At 69.0% G+C, this 19,687-nt stretch carries 13 protein-coding genes; 10 read left to right on the top strand and 3 right to left on the bottom strand.

What is annotated here, in order from left to right; translation table 11 throughout:
• Positions 1-8: 8 nt before the first annotated feature.
• Positions 9-1,082, bottom strand: coding sequence for an ABC transporter substrate-binding protein (locus tag FB390_RS02875; protein WP_141807543.1), 1,074 nt, complete (start codon positions 1,080-1,082; stop codon positions 9-11).
• A gap of 133 nt (positions 1,083-1,215) precedes the next feature.
• On the opposite strand from FB390_RS02875, the gene FB390_RS02870 reads away from it, so the two are divergent.
• Positions 1,216-2,499, top strand: coding sequence for a M18 family aminopeptidase (locus tag FB390_RS02870; RefSeq protein WP_141807542.1), 1,284 nt, complete (start codon positions 1,216-1,218; stop codon positions 2,497-2,499).
• 293 nt (positions 2,500-2,792) lie between these two features.
• The gene (locus tag FB390_RS02865) at positions 2,793-4,256 is read left to right on the top strand and encodes an AAA family ATPase (RefSeq protein WP_246123828.1); all 1,464 of its coding nucleotides are present in this window, start codon (positions 2,793-2,795) and stop codon (positions 4,254-4,256) included.
• Between the two features lie 13 nt (positions 4,257-4,269).
• Here the strand turns inward: FB390_RS02865 and FB390_RS02860 are convergent, their stop codons facing one another.
• Positions 4,270-5,595 carry a glycosyltransferase 87 family protein gene (locus tag FB390_RS02860; protein ID WP_246123827.1) on the bottom strand — a complete coding sequence of 442 codons (1,326 nt, stop codon included), beginning with the start codon at positions 5,593-5,595 and terminating at the stop codon, positions 4,270-4,272.
• Positions 5,596-5,881: 286 nt separating this feature from the next.
• Between FB390_RS02860 and purL the strand changes: the two genes are divergently transcribed.
• The 6 genes from purL (at position 5,882) to FB390_RS02830 (ending at position 13,343) form a co-directional block, all read left to right on the top strand.
• Positions 5,882-8,176 (top strand): phosphoribosylformylglycinamidine synthase subunit PurL, encoded by a 2,295-nt coding sequence (gene purL / locus FB390_RS02855; RefSeq protein WP_141807541.1) that lies wholly within the window; start codon positions 5,882-5,884, stop codon positions 8,174-8,176.
• Positions 8,177-8,194: 18 nt separating this feature from the next.
• The gene (locus FB390_RS02850) at positions 8,195-9,928 is read left to right on the top strand and encodes an alpha/beta hydrolase (protein ID WP_141807540.1); all 1,734 of its coding nucleotides are present in this window, start codon (positions 8,195-8,197) and stop codon (positions 9,926-9,928) included.
• A gap of 90 nt (positions 9,929-10,018) precedes the next feature.
• Positions 10,019-11,752: an alpha/beta hydrolase gene (locus tag FB390_RS02845; protein ID WP_141807539.1), complete on the top strand. Its 1,734-nt coding sequence runs from the start codon at positions 10,019-10,021 to the stop codon at positions 11,750-11,752.
• Positions 11,749-12,384, top strand: a complete 636-nt coding sequence (locus tag FB390_RS02840; RefSeq protein WP_246123826.1) for a CPBP family intramembrane glutamic endopeptidase — start codon at positions 11,749-11,751, stop codon at positions 12,382-12,384. The genes FB390_RS02845 and FB390_RS02840 overlap by 4 nt, the downstream gene beginning before the upstream one ends.
• Before the next feature lie 70 nt (positions 12,385-12,454).
• Positions 12,455-12,877 carry a PPOX class F420-dependent oxidoreductase gene (locus FB390_RS02835; RefSeq protein WP_141807538.1) on the top strand — a complete coding sequence of 141 codons (423 nt, stop codon included), beginning with the start codon at positions 12,455-12,457 and terminating at the stop codon, positions 12,875-12,877.
• A gap of 70 nt (positions 12,878-12,947) precedes the next feature.
• Complete coding sequence (locus FB390_RS02830; protein ID WP_141807537.1) at positions 12,948-13,343, top strand: sterol carrier family protein; 396 nt, start codon at positions 12,948-12,950, stop codon at positions 13,341-13,343.
• A gap of 298 nt (positions 13,344-13,641) precedes the next feature.
• On the opposite strand, the gene FB390_RS02825 is transcribed toward FB390_RS02830, so the two are convergent.
• Positions 13,642-14,913, bottom strand: coding sequence for a YhgE/Pip domain-containing protein (locus FB390_RS02825; RefSeq protein WP_141811509.1), 1,272 nt, complete (start codon positions 14,911-14,913; stop codon positions 13,642-13,644).
• Positions 14,914-15,127: 214 nt separating this feature from the next.
• Between FB390_RS02825 and purF the strand changes: the two genes are divergently transcribed.
• Both purF and FB390_RS02805 read left to right on the top strand, forming a co-directional pair.
• Positions 15,128-16,708: an amidophosphoribosyltransferase gene (gene purF, locus FB390_RS02820; protein WP_141807536.1), complete on the top strand. Its 1,581-nt coding sequence runs from the start codon at positions 15,128-15,130 to the stop codon at positions 16,706-16,708.
• 1,281 nt (positions 16,709-17,989) lie between these two features.
• A complete protein-coding gene (locus FB390_RS02805) occupies positions 17,990-19,606 on the top strand; it encodes an ABC transporter substrate-binding protein (protein WP_141811508.1) in 1,617 nt (538 codons plus the stop codon).
• Positions 19,607-19,687 lie beyond the last annotated feature (81 nt).

The following is a 19,687-nucleotide window of genomic DNA, read 5'->3' as shown; positions in this document are numbered from 1 at the left end:
GGGATCGCTCACACGAGGGTGAGCGTTTCGAAGTCGACGCCCGTCGCGCGCGCGACATAGGTGGGTTGCACGACCTGATCGCCGCGGAAGGTGAACTCGCCGGACGGGCCTTCGAGGACCGCGCGGTCGGCCAGCGCGCCGTGGATGCGCGCCGTCTCGAACGAGCCCGCGGTGTCGACCGCCGTGCGCAGCGCGTGCAGCGAGCGGTAGGCGCCGTTGGCGAATCGGCTGAAGGCGGGGGCGAATCCGTGGTGCAGCCGCAGGTAGCGGTCGAGCAGATCGCGGTGGCCCGCGCTGCGCCGATCGGGAATCACGCTGGAGGGCACGTAGATATTGCGGTTGGCGTCGAGTCCGCTTGCCAGCAGGACGTTTTCGTCGATCGTCGGGCCGGTGCGGAACTGGCGGTCGGCGCGTCCCGCCGCGGTGAACGCCCGGTTGAAGCGGGCCGCGTCGGCGCCGATCAGCAGCAGGATCACGCCGTCGGCCGTGTCCAGGCGGGGATCGTCGAGCACGGCGTCGAAGTTCTCGGCGCCGATCGGCACATAGTGTTCGGCGACCACCGAGTGCCGCGGTGCGAGGACCTCACGGAGCACGGGCGCCATCCGGCGCGACCAGAGGTAGTCGCTGGCCACCACGACCCAGCGCCTGGCGCCGAACTCCCGGTAGAGCCAGTCCACCGCTACCAGCGTCTGGCTGCCGGGATGCTCGCCGATCATGAAGACGCCCGGCTCTGCACCCGCGAGCCCGTCGTGGCCGACACCGAACAGGCACGGTGCGCGACCGGCCGCCGCGCGCATGATCGCGCCGCGATTCTCGGGCATCGGGATGCCGGTGACGGCGTGCACCATGCCGGTCGCCAGCAGGGCCGAGACCTCGTCGTAGACGCGCTGCGGCGGACCGCCGCCGTCGATCGTGGTCACGCACACCTCGCGGCCGAGAATGCCGGTGCCGCTGTTGATCTCGGCCATGGCCAGGTTCGCGGCCGCCACGCAGGACGGCCCGATGATGGCGCCCGCGCCGCGCAGGGGTGCGATGTTGACGATCTCGACGGCGTCGTGCTGCCGCCCGCCCGGCAGTGTCATGCGAACCCCTGCCCTTCACGCGAGATTGCTGGATGTTCTCGTTCGCAGCCTGGGGGTCAGTTTAGCGGCGTCGGCGGAAGTTGCCGCGTATCCGCGTCGGCGGCGGAGGCCGGTCGGGCCCTAGGATCGGCCCATGCCCGTTTCCGCCACCGCCGCCACGGCCGATGGTCTGTGCGCGTTCATCGATGACTCTCCCTCGCCGTTCCACGTGGTCCGCACGGTCGCGCGGGAGCTGGACACGCACGGCTTCACCCAGCTCGAGGAGGCGTCGGTCTGGCCGGCGGAGGCGACCGGACGCCGCTACGTGGTACGCGGTGGATCCCTGGTCGCCTGGTCGGGGACGGGCCCGAACGCGCCGTTCCGCGTCGTCGGCGCGCACACCGACAGCCCGAACCTGCGGGTGAAGCAGCACCCGGATCTGGCCTCCGCGGGCTGGCAGCTGGTCGGGCTCGAGCCCTACGGCGGCGCGTGGCTGAACTCGTGGCTGGACCGCGAGCTCGGCATCTCGGGCAGGCTGACGGTGCGCGCCGGAAACAAGGTGCGCGAGCAGCTGATTCGCATCGACGACCCGATCCTGCGCGTGCCGCAGCTGGCCATTCACCTCTCCGAGGATCGACGCGGCGTCACGCTCGACCCGCAGCGGCACGTGAACGCGGTGTGGGGTGTCGGCGACCTGCCGCGCTCGTTCCTGGCCTTCGTCGCCGAGAGCGCGGAGGTGGATCCGGCCGCGGTGCTCGGCTGGGAGCTGATGACGCACGATCTCGAGCCGAGCAGGCTGGTCGGACGGGACTGCGATCTGGTCAGCGCGCCCCGGCTGGACAACCAGGGCACCTGCTACGCCGGACTGCAGGCGTTCCTCGCCGCGGTGGAGGATCCGGGCGCGGCGCTGCCGGTGCTCGCCATGTTCGATCACGAGGAGGTCGGCAGCCAGTCCGATCGCGGCGCCCAGTCCGATCTGCTGCCCGCCGTGCTGGAGCGGATCGTGCTCGCCCGCGGCGGTGGTCGCGCCGAATACCTTGCGGCGCTGGCCGGTTCGATCTGCGCGTCCGGCGACATGGCGCACGCCACCCACCCGAACTACCCCGAGCGGCACGAACCCGCGCACCGCATCGAGATCAACGGCGGACCGGTGCTCAAGGTCAACCAGAACCTGCGCTACGCCACCGACGCCACCGGCGCGGGCGCCTTCGCCCTCGCCTGCGACCAGGCGGCGGTCCCGTTGCAGCGCTACGTGCACCGCGCCGACCTGCCCTGCGGTTCCACCATCGGCCCGATGACCGCTGCCCGCACCGGCATGCCCACCGTCGACGTCGGCGCCCCCCAGCTCGCGATGCACTCGGCCCGAGAGTTGATGGGCGCCAACGATGTTCCCGCCTACGCGGCGGCGCTCGCGGCGTTCCTCACGCCGGTGGAGTAGGGGACGCCTCGGAACTGGCTGGTCGCGCTCGGGTTCAGCAGCCAGTCGCTCCGGCGTGACAGTGCCCGATCGCAACGCGCTGCGATACTTCATGTCCCCGAGGTCCCTCGCGGTCGACCCGCTGTCGATGTACACGCCTCGTCAACGCCCGAAATCCGGTGCGGGTTCGCCATGCTCACTGCTCTCCTCGGCCACTCCGCCACCTCCTGGATCGAGCGTCAGGCGAGTATTTCGGGTCTCGGATTGAGGAAGTATAGTTAGTGGAAATATACTTCCTCAAATTCGGAGGCTGTGTGCTCGAGAAGCCCGTCGACATGTTCGATCGTGAGCGGGAGTGGCGCGCACTGGCGGGGTTTGTCACCAGTGGGCAGCCGCACGCCACGCTGGGGGTGGTGTCTGGTCGGCGCAGGCAGGGTAAGACGTTCCTGCTGGAGGCGGTCTGCGAGGCGACCGGGGGATTCTATTTCGCGGCGGATCAGGCCACCGAGGCCGAGTCGCTGCGGTACTTCGCCGCGGCGGTCGCGGAGTTCAGCGGGTCGGGGCTTCCCGTTCGATTCGAGGATTGGCACCAGGCTGTCGACGCGCTCTTGACGGTGACCGAGAACCGCGAGGTCCCTGTTGTCATCGACGAGTTCCCCTACCTGGTGAAGGCGAGTCCGGGACTGCCGTCGATCATTCAGTCGGCGTTGGCGCCACGCAGGCCCCAGCGGCTGCGGTCCCGGGCCAGGTTGTTGCTGTGCGGGTCGGCGATGTCGTTCATGGGTTCGCTGCTGTCCGGCGGCGCGCCGCTGCGCGGCCGAGCGGGACTGGAGCTGATCGTTCCGACGCTGGACTATCGTCTCGCTGCGGATTTCTGGGGGATCGACGATCCGAGATTGGCGATCCAGGTGCACTCGATCGTGGGCGGAACGCCCGCTTATCGAAGGGAATTCGTCGAAGGAGACGTGCCCGCGAGCCTGGCGGATTTCGACGACTGGGTGCTACGAACGGTGCTCAACCCGTCGAGTCCGTTGTTCCGCGAGGCGCGATATCTCCTCAGCGAGGAACCGGGATTGCGCGACCCTGGCCTCTACCACTCGGTCTTGGCGGCCGTGGCCCAGGGGAACGCGACCAGCGGTGGGATCGCCTCGTATGTAGGGCGGAAGGCCAGCGACATCACGCATCCGCTCACAGTGCTCGAAGACTGTGGCCTGTTGCGCCGCGAGCGCGATGCCTTTCGTGGCAACCGCATGATCTACCGCATCAATGAGCCGCTTGTCGCGTTCTATCAAGCCGTGCAGCGTCCCGACTGGACCGAATGGGAACGCGGACGCCGAACGGCGCGGTTATGGCAACTTCGGCGCCATCGCTACGAAAGCAACGTGCTGGGCCCGCATTTCGAGGAGGTCTGCCGCGCCTGGGTCGCCGACTACGCACCTGAGGACTTCTTCGGTGGTCACGTCACCAGGGTGGCCAGCGGGATGGTCAACGACCCCGCGCAGAAGACGACCCACGAGGTCGACATCGCGGTGTTCGGGGAGCTTCCCGATGGGCGCGAAGCGCTGTTGTCCATCGGCGAAGCCAAATGGAACGACACGATGGGCTTGGGCCATCTCGACCGGTTGCGCCGCATTCGGGACCTCCTGTCGGCCAAGTTCGACACCAGCCGGACACGATTGGCTTGTTACAGCGCGGGGGGATTCGTGCCCGCGCTGATCGAAGCCGCCGCCGCGGAGGATGTGGTTCTGGTGGACTCGAACAGTCTCTACGCGATATGACGGCGAGGTCGAATCAGGCGATCGCCGGGGCGGTTTCGGTGGGGCGGGTCACAGTGGGGCGGTAGGTGGTGACGGCGAAGACGAAGATGGCGAAGGTCACGAGGACGTAGCTGCTGCCGAGGAGTTGTTGCCACCAAGCCCAGTCGAGTTCGCGGTCTTTGGAGTGGGGCAGGAGCCAGTGGGGGCCGATGAGGAACAGGACGGTCAGGGCGGCGACGGTTGTGGTGAACCAGCGTCCGCGCGGGGTTCGTGCTCGGCCCTCGCGGACCCGCACGATGGCGTCGGCGGCGACGACGAGGGCGGGCGCGACCCAGACCCAGTGGTGCGACCAGGAGACCGGCGAGACGAGCAGCACGGCGGCGGCGTTGACCAGCAGCGCGGCCACGGTGTTGCCCGCGGCGATGAGCCGGTGCATCCAGATCGCGGCCAGCGCGACCGCCACCAGCGAGAGCGTGATCCAGATCAGGGTGGCCGCGGAATCGGAGACGCCGAGCCGGAAGGCCATGCCCTTGAGCGATTGGTTACCGGCGAAGTACGGCGGGCCGATGCGGCCGGTGTCGGAGAGCGTGTGGAACCAGTAGTCCACGGAATCGCTTGGGAACAGCAGGAATGCGAGCCCGACCGCGCCGATCGCCGAGACAACCAGGGTGCCCGCGGCCTTCCAGTCCCTGCGCAGCAGGAAGTACAGCAGGTAACCGGCCGGAATCAGCTTGATCGACACCGCGATTCCGATGAGCATGCCGCGCGGCCAGAAGGGCTTGCGCACCAGGCAGTCCAGCGCGACGGCGGCCATCAGCACCAGGTTGATCTGGCCGAACCCGTAGGTCTGCCGCACCGGTTCCAGGAACCCCGCCGCAGCGACCGCGGCGATCACCAAGGGCAGCATGGCCGTCCGGTCGAGCTCCGGCCGGATCCTTGCCAGCACCAGCCACAGCGTGATGCCCAGGCTGCCGAGCGAGGTGGCCAGCACGAGCACCTCGGCGAGCGGCAGCGGCATCAGCGCGAGCGGCGCGAAGAACAGCGCGGCCAGCGGGGGATAGGTGAACGGAAGGCCGATTCCGAACACCGGCGGCATCGGGCCGTACAGCTCGCCGCCGTCCAGCCAGACCCGGGCGCCGTTGCGATAGACCCGCAGATCTATGTACCCGCCCCACCAGTGCACCAGCAGCGAGACCACCGCGGAGACCAGGAACAACGCGAGCGCGGCGCCGAGCCAGCGCAACTGCCTCGATGACATCGGCGAACGCGGCGACGAGTCGGCGGCGGATTCGGCGACATCCGGGTGCGCGTCCTCCGTGGCAACCTCGGCCGAATTCGCAACCCCCGATCGTTCGCTCACCCGGACAGAGTAATCAACGCCGCCGACCCCGGTATCGGCTCCGCCTCGCCGGGCGACCGATCTCCGGCCGCGGAGGCGTCCGGCCGGACTCCGGGACCGGCACGGCCGGAAGAAGGCGGAGGTACGCGCGGCGCCGGACGCGGCCGAGCCCCTCACCTGCGGGCCCGCACCACCCGCCCTCTAAACTGACCCCAGGCATCTCGCCGAAATTCAGTGCCGACGTTCGCCGCCGCACCGCGCGCGTTCGCCCACCCCGATGGCCCGGCCGAAAGGACCCTGGTACTCCGTGACTCCGCAGGTCGACACCGTCAGCGCAGCCGCAGCTACCCCCGATGTGGCGCAACCCTACAAAGAGCTGGGTCTCAAGGACGACGAGTACGCCCGCATCAAGGAGATCCTCGGCCGTCGGCCCACCGACGCCGAGCTGGCGATGTACTCGGTGATGTGGAGCGAGCACTGCTCCTACAAGTCCTCCAAGGTGCACCTGCGCTACTTCGGACAGACCACCACCGACGAGATGCGCGAGTCCATGCTCGCGGGCATCGGTGAGAACGCCGGCGTGGTCGACGTCGGCGACGGCTGGGCGGTCACCTTCAAGGTGGAGAGCCACAACCACCCGTCCTACGTCGAGCCCTACCAGGGCGCGGCCACCGGCGTCGGCGGCATCGTGCGCGACATCATGGCGATGGGCGCGCGCCCGATCGCGGTGATGGACCAGCTGCGCTTCGGCGCGGCGGACGCGGCCGACACCCGCCGCGTCGTCGACGGCGTGGTGCGCGGCGTCGGCGGCTACGGCAACTCGCTCGGCCTGCCGAACGTCGGCGGCGAGACCGTGTTCGACGCCTCCTACCAGGGCAACCCGCTGGTCAACGCGCTGTGCGCGGGCGTGATGCGGGTCGAGGACCTGCATCTGGCCTTCGCCTCCGGCACCGGCAACAAGATCATCCTGTTCGGCGCACGCACCGGCCTCGACGGCATCGGCGGCGTCTCGGTGCTCGCCTCGGACACCTTCTCCGGCGACGAGTCCGGCGCCGGACGCAAGAAGCTGCCCAGCGTCCAGGTGGGCGACCCGTTCACCGAGAAGGTGCTCATCGAGTGCTGTCTCGAGCTGTACGCGGCGAAGCTGGTCGTCGGCATCCAGGACCTCGGCGGCGCCGGACTGTCCTGCGCCACCTCCGAACTCGCGGCGGCGGGCGACGGCGGCATGCACATCGACCTGACCAAGGTCCCGCTGCGCGCGGCCAACATGACGCCCGCGGAGATCCTCTCCAGCGAGTCGCAGGAGCGCATGTGCGCCGTGGTGACCCCCGAGAACGTCGAGGCGTTCATGGCGGTGTGCCACAAGTGGGACGTGCTCGCCACCGTCATCGGCGAGGTCACCGACGGCGACCGCCTGGTGGTCACCTGGCACGGCGAGACCGTGGTGGACGTGCCGCCGCGCACCGTCGCGCACGAGGGCCCGGTGTACGAGCGCCCCGTGCAGCGCCCGGACTACCAGGACGCGTTGATCGCCGACACCCCGGACAAGCTCTCGCGGCCGAAGACCCCGGAGGAGCTGCGCGAGACGCTGCTCCAGATGATCTCCAGCCCGCAGCTGTGCAGCCGCAAGTGGATCACCGAGCAGTACGACCGCTACGTGCGCGGCAACACCGTGCTCGCCGAGCACGCCGATGCCGGCGTCATCCGGATCGACGAGCAGACCGGGCGCGGCATCGCGCTGGCCACCGACGCCTCCGGCCGCTACACCAAGCTGGACCCGTACACCGGCGCGCAGCTCGCGCTGGCGGAGGCCTACCGCAACGTCGCCACCACCGGCGCCACCCCCAAGGCCGTCACCAACTGCCTGAACTTCGGCTCGCCGGAGGACCCAGGCGTGATGTGGCAGTTCCAGCAGGCCGTGCGCGGTCTCGCGGACGGCTGTGTCGCCCTTGGCATTCCGGTTACCGGCGGCAACGTCAGCTTCTACAACCAGACCGGTCAGGACGCCATCCTGCCGACGCCGGTCGTCGGCGTGCTCGGCGTCATCGACGACGTGCACCGCCGCATCCCCACCGGCCTCGGCCTCGAACCGGGCGAAACGCTGATCCTGCTCGGCGAGACCCGTGACGAGTTCGGCGGCTCCATCTGGTCGCAGGTCGCCCACGATCACCTCGGCGGCGAGCCGCCCAAGGTCGACTTCGCGCGCGAGCAGCTGCTCGCCGAGATCCTGACCGCGGGCTCGCGCGACGGCATGATCAGCGCCGCGCACGACCTGTCCGAGGGCGGCCTCGCGCAGGCCGTGGTGGAGGCCGCGCTGGCGGGCGAGACCGGTTGCCGCATCCTGCTTCCCGAAGGCGCCGACCCGTTCGTCACGCTGTTCTCCGAATCGGCGGGCCGGGTGCTCGTCGCGGTGCCGCGCTCGGAGGAGACCCGGTTCACCAAGATGTGCGACGCGCGCGAGCTGCCGTGGGTGCGCATCGGCGTCGTCGACCAGGGCTCGGATTCCGTCGAGGTGCAGGGCCAATTCTCGGTTACCATGGCCGAATTGCGCGACGCCTACGAGGGCACGCTGCCGAAACTGTTCGGAGCCAGCGCGATCTGACCCCACCGGGAGGCTGGGTTGGCCAACGCTGAGCAACGCGACGGGGTCGGCCGTGTGGTCGGCCTCGTCGAGCGGTTCTTCCATCCGAACTATGTCGGTCTCGTCGTCGCCACCCTGTTCTTCTGCTGGTCGCTGACGCCCTCGCTGCTGCCGCGCGACTGGCTGTTCCAGGGCTTGGTCAGCGGCGTCAACGCCGCGATCGGCTACGGCGTCGGCTGTCTGCTGGAGCTGGCGTATCGCAAGTGGATCGCGCCGCGCGTGCAACTGCCCCCGGCGCTGGCGCAGCGGCTGCCGGGCCGGCTCACCGCGGTTGTCAAGACACTGGTCGTGCTCGCGTGCGTGGTGGTCGCGATCGTCATGATGGTGCAGTCGGCGAGCTGGCAGCGCGAGATCACCGCGTTGATGGGCATGGATCAGACCACCACCTCCGGCTATCTGCGCACGGGCGCATTGAGCGCTGCCGTGGTCGCGCTGGTGATCGGGCTGTTCCGCGTGGCGCGCTGGCTCGTCCGCTGGGTGGCGGGCGAATTGGTGAAGTGGGTGCGCATCCCGCGCCGGATCGCGCTGCCGATCGGATTCGTCACCGTGGCCGTGGTCGCCGTGCTGCTCGGCAACGGCGTGCTGGTGCGCGTCTTCTTCGATGCCGCGAATTCGGCGTTCAGCGTGCGCAACAGCAACACCTCGCCGAACGCCACGCAGCCGCAACAGCCCGAGAAGTCCGGCAGCCCAGCGTCGTTGGCGGCATGGGACACCCTGGGCTCGGAGGGCCGCTGGTTCGTGTCCTACGGACCCGACGCCGCGACGATCGAGCGCGTCACGGGAAGGCCCGCGCGCGAACCGATTCGCGTCTACACCGGGCTCGAGTCGGCCGAGGATCCCGAGGCGCAAGCGGAATTGGCGATCGACGAGCTCGAGCGCACCAAGGCGTTCGATCGCAAAGTGCTCGTCGTGGTGACCACCACCGGCACCGGCTGGGTCGACTCGACCAGCGTGGAATCGATCGAGCTGATGTTCGGTGGCGACACCGCCGTGGTGGCGACGCAGTATTCCTATCTGCCGAGCGTGCTTTCGTTCCTCTCGGACCGGGCGAAGGCCACCGAGGCCGGAAAGCTGTTGTTCGACAAGGTCTACGAGCACTGGTCGGCGCGTCCCGCGGAGTTGCGACCGAAACTGCTGGTCTACGGCGAGAGCCTGGGCTCGCAGGGTTCGGAGGGCGCCTTCAGCGGCCTCGCCGACCTGCGGACGCGCACCGACGGCGTGCTCTGGGTCGGACCGCCCAATTCCAATCGGATCTGGCGCGAGTTCGTCACCAGGCGCGACCCGGGTTCGCCGGAGATCCTGCCCACCTACGCCGACGGTCTCGTCGTCCGTTTCGCCGACGAACGTGCCAACCTGTGGCAGGCGGGCGCGACCTGGCTCGCCCCGCGCGTGCTCTACCTCCAGCACGCCACGGACCCGGTGGTGTGGTGGTCGCCGGATCTGCTCTTCGACGAACCGGATTGGTTGCGTGAGCCGCCCGGATCGGACGTGTCGCCGCGCATGGGCTGGTATCCGATCGTCACGTTCTGGCAGGTCGCGGCAGATCTGCCGAACGCGCAGCGGGTCAGCGACGGTCATGGCCACCGCTACGGCACGCTGGTGCTCGACGCCTGGGTCGCCATCGCCGAACCGCCGGACTGGACGGCGGACCTCTCCGATCGGATCCGCCGATATCTGGACGAATCCGCCGACCGGGAACGCCAGTTGAAGTAGCCGGACGAACGCTGTGATGTGCGTCCACGCGGCGGTGTGGCGGTACGGGCAACCCGCCCGGCCGTCGGTGGGGAGCGCCATACTGTTCGAGTGCTCGAGAAGGCCGACACCCTGACGAAGCTGCGTGCCCGCGGTGTCGTCGTGGTGCGCCGCGCCGAGGACATCATCGACCTCAACTACGTCGGGCTGATCGTCGCGACCGTCTTCTTCGCGCTGTCGGTGACGCCGTCGCTGGTGCCGAGGGACTGGCTGTTCCAGGGCCTGATCTCGGGCATCAACGCCGCGCTCGGCTACGGCCTCGGCTGCGTGCTCGAATGGCTGTTCCGGATCTGGGTGCGGCCGCGGCTGAAGATCCCCGGGCCGCCCACCTGGGTGCGCTACGCGCTCAAGACCGCGATCCTGCTCACCTCCGCGCTGGCCGCCGCCCTGATGCTGGTGCAGTCGGCGCGCTGGCAACGCGAGATCACCGCGCTGATGGGCATGGAAGGCACGACGACCCCCGCCTACCTGCGCACCGGGCTGTTGAGCGTGGCGGTGGGAGCCGCGGTGGTCGCGGGTTATCGGACCGTGCGCGAGATCATCCTGTTCCTGGCCCGTCAGCTGAACCGGTGGGTCCGGGTGCCGCGCGAGCTGGCGCCCGCCGCGGGAGCGCTGGTGCTCGTCGTGCTGGTGGTGACGCTGTTCAACGGCGTCGCGACGAGCGCCTTCTTCGCCGTCGCCAACTCGGCGTTCAGCGTCCGCAACGATCACACCTCGCCCAACGCGGTGCAGCCGCAGCAGCCCGAGCGCTCGGGCAGCCCGGCGTCGCTGGCGAAGTGGGAGACGCTCGGATTCGAGGGTCGCTGGTTCGTCTCGCACGGACCGTCGGCGAGCCGCATCGCGGCGGTCACCGGACAACCGGCGCGCGAACCGATCCGGGCCTACGTCGGGTTGGAGTCGGCCGACGGCGGCGCGGAGCAGGCCGCGCTCGCGGTGGAGGAGCTGGAGCGCACCGGAGCCTTCGACCGGAAGGTGCTGGTCGTGGTCACCACCACGGGCACCGGCTGGGTCAATTCCCTCGCGGTGGGCTCGATCGAGTACATGTACGGCGGCGACAGCGCCATCGTCGCGACGCAGTACTCGTATCTGCCGAGCGTGCTCTCGTTCCTCGCGGACCGCGGCAAAGCGGCCGCGGCGGGCGAGCGGCTCTTCGACGCCGTGTACGAGCACTGGTCGGCGCGACCGCCGCAGTCGCGGCCGAAGCTGCTGGTGTACGGCGAGAGCCTGGGCTCGCAGGGTTCGGAGGCCGCGTTCGACGGCCTCGCCGACCTGCGCGCCAAGGTGGACGGCGCGTTGTGGGTGGGTCCGCCGAACTCCAACCGGCTGTGGCAGCAGTTCGTCCAGCGGCGCGACCCCGGTTCCCGTGAGGTGGAGCCGGTGTACGCCGACGGGCTGGTGGTCCGATTCGCCGACGATCCCACCGATTTCGCGCGTCCAGGGAGCGAATGGCGTTCGCCGCGCATCGCCTATCTGATGCACGCCTCCGACCCGATCGTCTGGTGGTCGACGGATCTGATCTTCTCCCAACCGGATTGGCTGTCGGAGCCGCGCGGCTCGGACGTGTCCTCGCAGATGCGCTGGGCGCCGTTCGTCACGTTCTGGCAGGTCGCCGCGGATCTCACCAACGCGCAAGGTGTTTCGGACGGGCACGGGCACCGCTACGGCAGCCTGGTGCTGGACGGTTGGGCCGCCATCGCGGCGCCGCCCGGTTGGAATGCCGAACTGGCGGAGCGGATTCGGTTCCAGCTGGAGGCGGCGGAGGAGTTCGAGCGGGAGACCAAGTGAGGGTCGGGCCGGTTCTCCAGGCACTCGCGGCGACCGGCCTCGCTTTGGTGTGGAGCAACCGGATGCTGCCGGGGCTCGGACTGGATCAGCGCGGACGCACCGCGGCGAACGCGTGTTTTGCGACCGGATACGGGCTCGCGCTCGGCGGACGATCCAACTGGTTGTCCGGCAAAGGGTTCCGGGTGGGCGCGGCGGCCGGTGCGGTGGTCCTGGCCGGATACGGTGCGGCCGTGGCGCATCCAACGCTGCGCGACATGCTGCGTGACCTCGCTCCGGTCGGACAGGAGGTGTCGGATCTCGAGTGGGTCGCCGTGCACATCCCGGTCGGCACGGTCTACAGCGAGGAGCTGATCTTCCGTTCAACGCTGGAACCCTTGCTGGACGACACCTTCGGCCCGCGTCTCGGCCCGCTGCTCGGCGCTTTCGCCTTCGGCCTGTGGCACATCCACCCCGCCCGGGCCGGCGGGCAGCCCATCGCCCCGACGGTCGCGGCCACCACCGCGGGCGGCGCGATCTTCGGCCTGTTGCGCAGAACGACCGGCAGCACGACGGCCCCGGCACTGCTGCACTGGGCGATGAACGCGGGCGGGGTGCTCGCGACCCGTGTCGCGCTGCCCCGGCCTGTTCCATAGTTCCCGAATCGGCCGCGCGTCGACGCGGTGAATCGGGAATGAACGCGGCGGCCGGGTGTTGGATCGACACGTGAGACTCGACGACGCCGCGCGCGCACTGATCGGATCCGGAGCCGACGCCACCCTGGTCACCCTCAATCCCGACGGCAGCCCGCAGGTCAGCCTGGTCTGGGTCGCGCTGCGATCGACGCCCGAAGGCGACGAGCTGGTCACCGCCCACCTAGGCGAGTACAAGAAAGTCCGCAACGTCCGGCGCGACGGCCGCGTCGCGCTCACCATCGTCTCTAGGGAACGCGGCGAGCTCATGACGCCGTACCTCTCGATCACGGGCACCGCGCGCATCGTCGAGGGGGGTGCGCCGGAGCTGCTCAGGGAACTGGCGCGGACGATGGCCGCGCCGGGCGTCGACTTTCCGCCCGCCGACGCGCAGGAGGGTCTGGTGACCCGCATCCGGATCGAGAAAGTCGGCGGCATCGGCCCCTGGGCGCCCTGATCGGAGCGGCCCGGTGATCAGCCGGTCGAGCGCTCTAGGGTTGTCGCCCACGGTCGGTAATCTCGGCTCCGTGGGACGACGAGCGACAGCGGATCCGGCCGAAACCCGGGCGGCGGTGGCCGCGGTGAGCGCGTGGCTGCGCGACGAGACGGCCGCGGCGCCCGCGCGCCAGGAGCTGGCCGCTGCGGTGAAGACGACCGTGCGCACGCTCGCCGCCAACGCGCCGGGTCATTCCGTCGAGGTACGGGTGCCGCCGTTCGTCGCCGTGCAGTGCATCGAAGGCCCCCGCCACACGCGCGGTACTCCGCCCAATGTCGTGGAGACCGATCCGCGCACCTGGCTGCTGCTCGCCACCGGTCTGCTCGATTTCGACGCCGCGGCGCACTCGGGAGCGCTCACCGCCTCCGGCAGCCGGGCCGCGGAGGTCGCGCATTGGCTGCCGATCCTGCGCGTCGCTGTGGACTGATTCGAGTACCGGCGTTTCCGCTCGGACCTTCCCGGTGGCACCCAGCCGTACGACCCGGCTCCTCCGATACCGGGCCGCAGCGGCGACGACGCGGCCGCGGGACTGGACATACCGGGCATTCGGCCCGAGGGTGGATGGCTCAGCAACTGGTCGAAGCGTTGTGCGTCGCGGGTCCGGACTACCGCGATGTGGCCCAAGGGTGGATGGCTCAGCAGCCGGTCCGAACGCCGCGCGCCGCGGGTGCGGATTTACCGCCATGCGGCCCGAAATCGGATATGGCGACAGCTGGCCGGAAGGACTACTCGGTCGCGGATACAGGCCTACCGCGGTGCAGGCCCTTGTAGTCGTAGTAGCGGGTGATGACCGCCCCGAGGACGAGCCCGATGACGAGCCCGATCAGCGTCATCCAGAAGCCTCGCGTCAGCCCCGCCGGACCGCTGGCGTCGAAGTACAGGATCGACCGGACGGCCAGGAACACTTGGTGCATCGGCTCGAAAAGGGCCAGCCAGCCGAAGTATTTGGGCGTCGCCTCGATCGGCACCGTGCCGCCCGAAGAGGGCAGGCCGAGCACGATGAACAGGATCAGGTTCACCAGAAGTCCCGCCGAGCCGAGGGCCGCGAGGATCGACAAGCCGGTGATGCCGACCGCGATGATCGCGAACGCGCTGTAGACGAACAACGCCAGCGGATTCTCGATCGGCATGCCGAGTCCTTTGGCCACCAGCATGTAGATCAGTGAGACGACGCTGCCCATGAGAATCATCACGCCCCACTTGAGCAGCAGGGTCTTGAAACGGGAGATCGGGGTGGGCGGGAAATGCACGTACCACGGGCCGTACTCGGTGGGCACGAAACCGAGGTTGGCGTCCACCATGGTGTGGATCGTCATCGAGCCGATCACGCCCGCGAGCAGCAGCAACAGGGCATAGAAGAACGCGGTGAGACCCTGACCGGTGTTGCTCGGCAGCGGGCGGAACTCCTCGACGATCAGTTGCAGCGGGCTGGCCAGCGCGATGCGGGTGGCTCCGCTGAGCTCGGGCGCCTGCCCGCCTTCGGGCGGTGCGAGCTGGGCCTGCACCTGCCTGGTCAGTTCTTCGCCGACCTGCTTGTTCACCTCGGGGAACGCCCGGTCGCCGACGCGCACGACGATCGCGGAGGCGTAGGTGCCCGCGCGCGGGTTGGTCTGGAGCGTGATGATGGGCTGCTCGATATCGCCCGGCACCACGCTGCCGACGCCGAGGATGCCAAGCCGCTTGCTGAAGTCGCTGGGAATGATGATCGCGCCGTAGACCTTGCCGGACTGCATCTGCCGCTCGGCCTCGCTGATTCCGACGACCCGCAGATCGATCTGGTCGGCGGGCACCGACTTGCGCAGACCGTCGGCCACCTGGTCACCGAAGTTCACCCGCCGCTCCTGGCCAGGCGAGCCGAACGTCTCGCCGACATCCTGGTTGACCAGTGCGATCGGGAAGTCGTGCAGATTCTCCTCGGGATCGACCACGTAGGCCAGGTACATGATCCCGAGCAAGGTCGTCAGCAAAGTGAGCACGATCATGGGTGCGCCCACCATGCGCAGTAGCGAACGGCGGTCGAGCCGCCGAGCGTTCGGATCCGTCCCGCTGGTGCTGTCCGTAGTCGCCACGTGTGGACGGTACCGCCGCCGCCGTGGGATTTCGGTTGATCGACACGGTGATTGCTGCCGGGATGCGGTGGCCGTGATCGCGATCGAATTTTCACCCGTAGAATGACTGGTGCCCCCAGCCCGCCCGAACAGGGAGCAAACGGTGACCAACGCCGAAGTATCGGTCGACAACCTCGCAGCCACCCCCGATGAGGACGAGAACGAGCCACGCGAGGAGTGTGGTGTCTTCGGTGTCTGGGCGCCGAGCGAGGACGTGGCCAAGCTCACGTATTACGGCCTCTATGCGCTGCAGCACCGTGGTCAGGAGGCGGCGGGCATCGCGGTCTCGGACGGTCAGCAGATCTTGGTCTTCAAGGATCTCGGGCTGGTCTCGCAGGTGTTCGACGAGCAGACGCTGGCCGCCATGCCGGGCCATATCGCCGTCGGCCACTGTCGCTACTCCACCACCGGCGGTGTGACGTGGGAGAACGCGCAGCCGATCTTCCGCACCACCGCGGTCGGCTCCGGACTCGCGCTGGGACACAACGGCAACCTGGTCAACACCGCCGAATTGGCAAGCCGGGCAAGGGAACTCGGACTGATCGGGAATCCGGTCTCCGGCGGCCGCCCGCAGCCGGTCGGCGCGACCTCGGACTCCGACGTGATGACCGCGCTGCTGGCGCACGCCGCCGCGGACTCCAGCATCGAGCAGGCGGCCATGAAGCTGCTTCCGACGCTGAAGGGCGCGTTCTGCCTGACCTTCATGGACGAGCACACCCTGTACGCGGCGCGCGATCCGCACGGCGTCCGTCCACTGTGCCTGGGCAGGCTCGAGCGTGGCTGGGTCGTTGCCAGTGAGACGGCGGCCCTGGACATCGTCGGCGCGGCCTTCGTGCGCGAGATCGAACCGGGCGAACTGCTGGCGATCGATGCCGAAGGCGTGCGCTCCATGCGCTTCGCCAACCCGGAGCCCAAGGGCTGCGTCTTCGAGTACGTGTACCTGGCCAGGCCCGACTCCACCATCGCCGGCCGCTCGGTGCACGCCACCCGCGTCGAGATCGGCCGCAGGCTGGCCAAGGAACATCCGGTCGACGCCGACCTGGTTATTCCGGTGCCGGAATCCGGCACTCCGGCCGCCGTCGGTTACGCGCAGGGCTCCGGCGTGCCCTACGGGCAGGGCCTGATGAAGAACGCCTACGTCGGCCGCACCTTCATCCAGCCGAGCCAGACGATTCGTCAGCTGGGCATCCGGCTCAAGCTGAACCCGCTGCGCGAGGTGATCCGCGGCAAGCGGCTCATCGTGGTGGACGATTCGATCGTGCGCGGCAACACCCAGCGCGCCCTGGTGCGGATGCTGCGCGAGGCGGGCGCGGTGGAGATCCACGTGCGGATCGCCTCGCCGCCGGTGAAGTGGCCCTGCTTCTACGGCATCGACTTCGCCTCCCGCGCGGAGCTGATCGCCAACGGCGCGGGCGCCGACGACAGCTACGACGACATGGTCGAGAACGTGCGCCGCTCGATCGGCGCCGACAGCCTCGGCTACATCTCCACCGAGGGCATGATCGCCGCCACCGAGCAGCCGCGCACCCGCCTGTGCAGCGCGTGCTTCGACGGCAACTACCCGATCCCGCTGCCGCAGGAGGCCTCGATCGGCAAGAACCTGCTCGAGGGCATGCTGACGGGTCAGCCGGAATCGGTGCTGCTGGGTGAGAACGCCAACGCGAGCGCGCTGAGCAGGCCGTAAGGCGCTCGGCGCGGGAGATGATCGGCGAGCTCGACGATCGAGTCACGCAAACGCCCGATCGTCGGCTCGGGCGAACGCGGCGTCCAGCTCCTGCGGCACAGACCGTTCTCGGTTCACCTTCGGGGATGTCCATTCGCGCCAGGTGGTCGTGGAAGTAGCGGATGAACTGCCAGGCGCTGTTCTTCCGTGCCTCGGCAGGGCGGGCACCACGGTCGCGAGGTGGGTACGACCAGGATCGGTCGAACAGCGCATCCTCGTTGCCGTTGCCGTTGCCGTTGCCGTTGCCGTTGCCGTTGCCGTTGCCGTTGCCGATGCCTTTGCCGAAGCCCGTCTGGTTTGGTGCCGAATTCCGTTGCGGCGGCAATGATCCGGAGCTGCTGGCGTCGATCGTTGGGGGGACGGCGCGAGGTTCTCGGCGAGCGCGCTGTCGGTTCGCGGCCCGCGCGGCCTCGGCGCGACGTAGCCCCGGCGCATCGTCTGCTATCCCATGCGGGGAGCGCAGCGATGGGGTGTCCGCTTGTTCGACTGCTCGGCGGGTGCGCCGGTCGCCGGTCTGGCCGGGCCGGTTGGTGGTCAGGACCGCTCCGCGGGCCGGTGGCCGATCTGGCCGGTTGGCGGTCAAGACCGCTCCGCGGGCGGTGGTGGTTCGGCCGCTGGGTAGTTCGGCCGCTGGGTGGTCCGGCCGCGCTTGATGGTCCGGCCTGGCGGATTGGCCGCTCGGTGGGTTGGCCGCTCGGCAGGTTGGCCGGTTGGTGGTGCGGCCGCTCGGTGGGTTGGCCGCTCGGCAGGTTGGCCGGTTGGTGGTTCGGCCGCTCGGTGGGTTGGCCGCTTGGCGGGTTGGCTGGTCGCTGGTCTGGCCGCTCGGTGGTGCGGCCGCTCGGTGGGTTGGCCGCTCGGCGGGTTGGCCGGTTCGCTGGTCTGGCCCGGTTGGTGGTCCGGCCGCTCGATGGACCGGCCGAGCGATGGGCTGGCGCTTCGTGGTTTGGCGAACAGCCGAAATGGGTACCGCCACAACGCTGTCCGTGGGCGTGACTTGGCCTGCTCGAGACGCCGCGAACTCGATCTTTCCGCGTACCTGGACATTTGACCGGGCGATGCCGGTGCGACCGTGCATGGTTCGCAACAGGCGATAACAGCCCGGTGATTTTTCTTTGAAAACGCAATGTGCCGGAAATGGTTCGTGGGTACGGTCGCCAGCTATATCGAAAGTTCACCGCGTCCGGACCGGGCCTGTGATCCAGGTATCGCGGTGCGGCGCGCTCGAAGAAGTGGGGCCGGATGATGAGGGTTTCGAGGACGCCGGGCGGGCGTAGACGGGCGAAAGGCATTGCGGCCGTGGGGCTCGTGGCGCTAATCGCATCGGTGCTCGCGGGTTGCGGATCCGGACGGACGGGTGAGGGCGGTGACGGCGACGGGTTGATCGTCGGCACCACCGACAAGATCTTCTCGCTGGATCCGGCCGCCGCCTACGACAACGGATCGCTGGTCGCCGAGACGCAGATCTACCAGTACCTGCTGAATTTCGCGCCCGGCGACCCGACCCCGAAACCGGATGCCGCCGAGAAGTGCGAGTTCACCACGCCGACGGTCTACACCTGTACCTTGCAGGCGGGATTGAAGTTCGCCAACGGAAACCCGTTGACCGCCAACAGCGTCAAGTTCTCCTTCGATCGCATGCTCGGCATCAACGACCCGAACGGTCCGGCCTCGCTGCTCGGCAATCTCGAGAAGACCGATGTGGTCGACGAGCGCACGGTCGCCTTCACGCTGAAGGTCGCCAACGACCAGACCTTCCCGGCCATCCTGCCCACGCAGGCGGGGCCGATCGTGGACGAGCGGGTTTTCCCCGCCGACAAGGTGATGGCCGACGAGGACGTGGTGCGCGCCAAGGGTTACTCCGGCCCGTACACGATCACCAGCTACGACAAGAACAAACTCGTCGAGTACCAGGCGTATCCGGAGTACCGCGGCATTCTCGGCACCCCGAAGACCCCGCGGATCTCCGCCAAGTACTACGCCACCACAGACAACCTGAAGCTGGATCTGCAGAGCGGCGCGATCGACGCGGGCTACCGCTCGCTGACGCCGACCGACATCGAGGGCCTGCGCGCCAGCGACAAGGTGAAGGTGCTCGACGGTCCCGGCGGCGAGCTGCGCTACATCGTCTTCAACATGAACACCATGCCCGGCGGCACGCCGGAGCAGAAGCTGGCGGTGCGCAAGGCGTTCGCGTCGTCTCTGGACCGGACCGCGCTCGCTCGCGACGTCTACAAGGACACCTATGTGCCCGCGTATTCGTCCGTCCCGCAGGGCATTCCGGGCGCGGCGGAACCGTTCAAGGACATCTACGGCGCGGGTCCGAACAAGGACGCGGCCGCGAAGTTCCTCGCCGACGCGGGCGTCGCGACCCCGGTGGAGCTCAACCTCCAGTACAACCCCGACCACTACGGCTCCAGCAGCGCCGAGGAATACAAGGCGATCAAGACGCAGCTGGAGGGCACGGGTCTGTTCCGGGTGAACCTGCAATCCACGGAATGGGTGAGCTACCAACGGGAACGGGCGCGCGACGCCTACCCGCTGTACCAGTTCGGTTGGTTCCCCGACTTCCCGGACCCGGACAACTACCTCTCGCCGTTCTTCGGGCCGAACAACTTCCTGCAGTCGCACTTCGAGGATCCCGGTATCACCGCGCAGCTGGTCGGTGAGGCGACCCAGCCGGACAAGGACCGCAGGCTCCAGCAGATCCAGCAGGTGCAGCGCGACCTGGCGCAGAACTTCCTGCCGATCGTTCCGCTGTTGTCGGGCAAGCAGATCGGCGTCGCGGGCAAGGACGTCCAGGGTATGGAGCAGACGCTGGACCTGTCGTTCAAGTTCCGCTACACGGTTCTGAGCAAGTGAAGTCGGAGGGGACCGGGCCCGCGGCGATCGCGCCGCGGGCCCGGCGGTTCGCGCTGCCCACGCGGGCGGCGAGCGGGGATT

The sequence above is a fragment of the Nocardia bhagyanarayanae genome, from assembly GCF_006716565.1.
Taxonomy (GTDB): Bacteria; Actinomycetota; Actinomycetes; order Mycobacteriales; family Mycobacteriaceae; genus Nocardia; species Nocardia bhagyanarayanae.
This window is presented reverse-complemented; position numbering and strand designations above follow the sequence as displayed.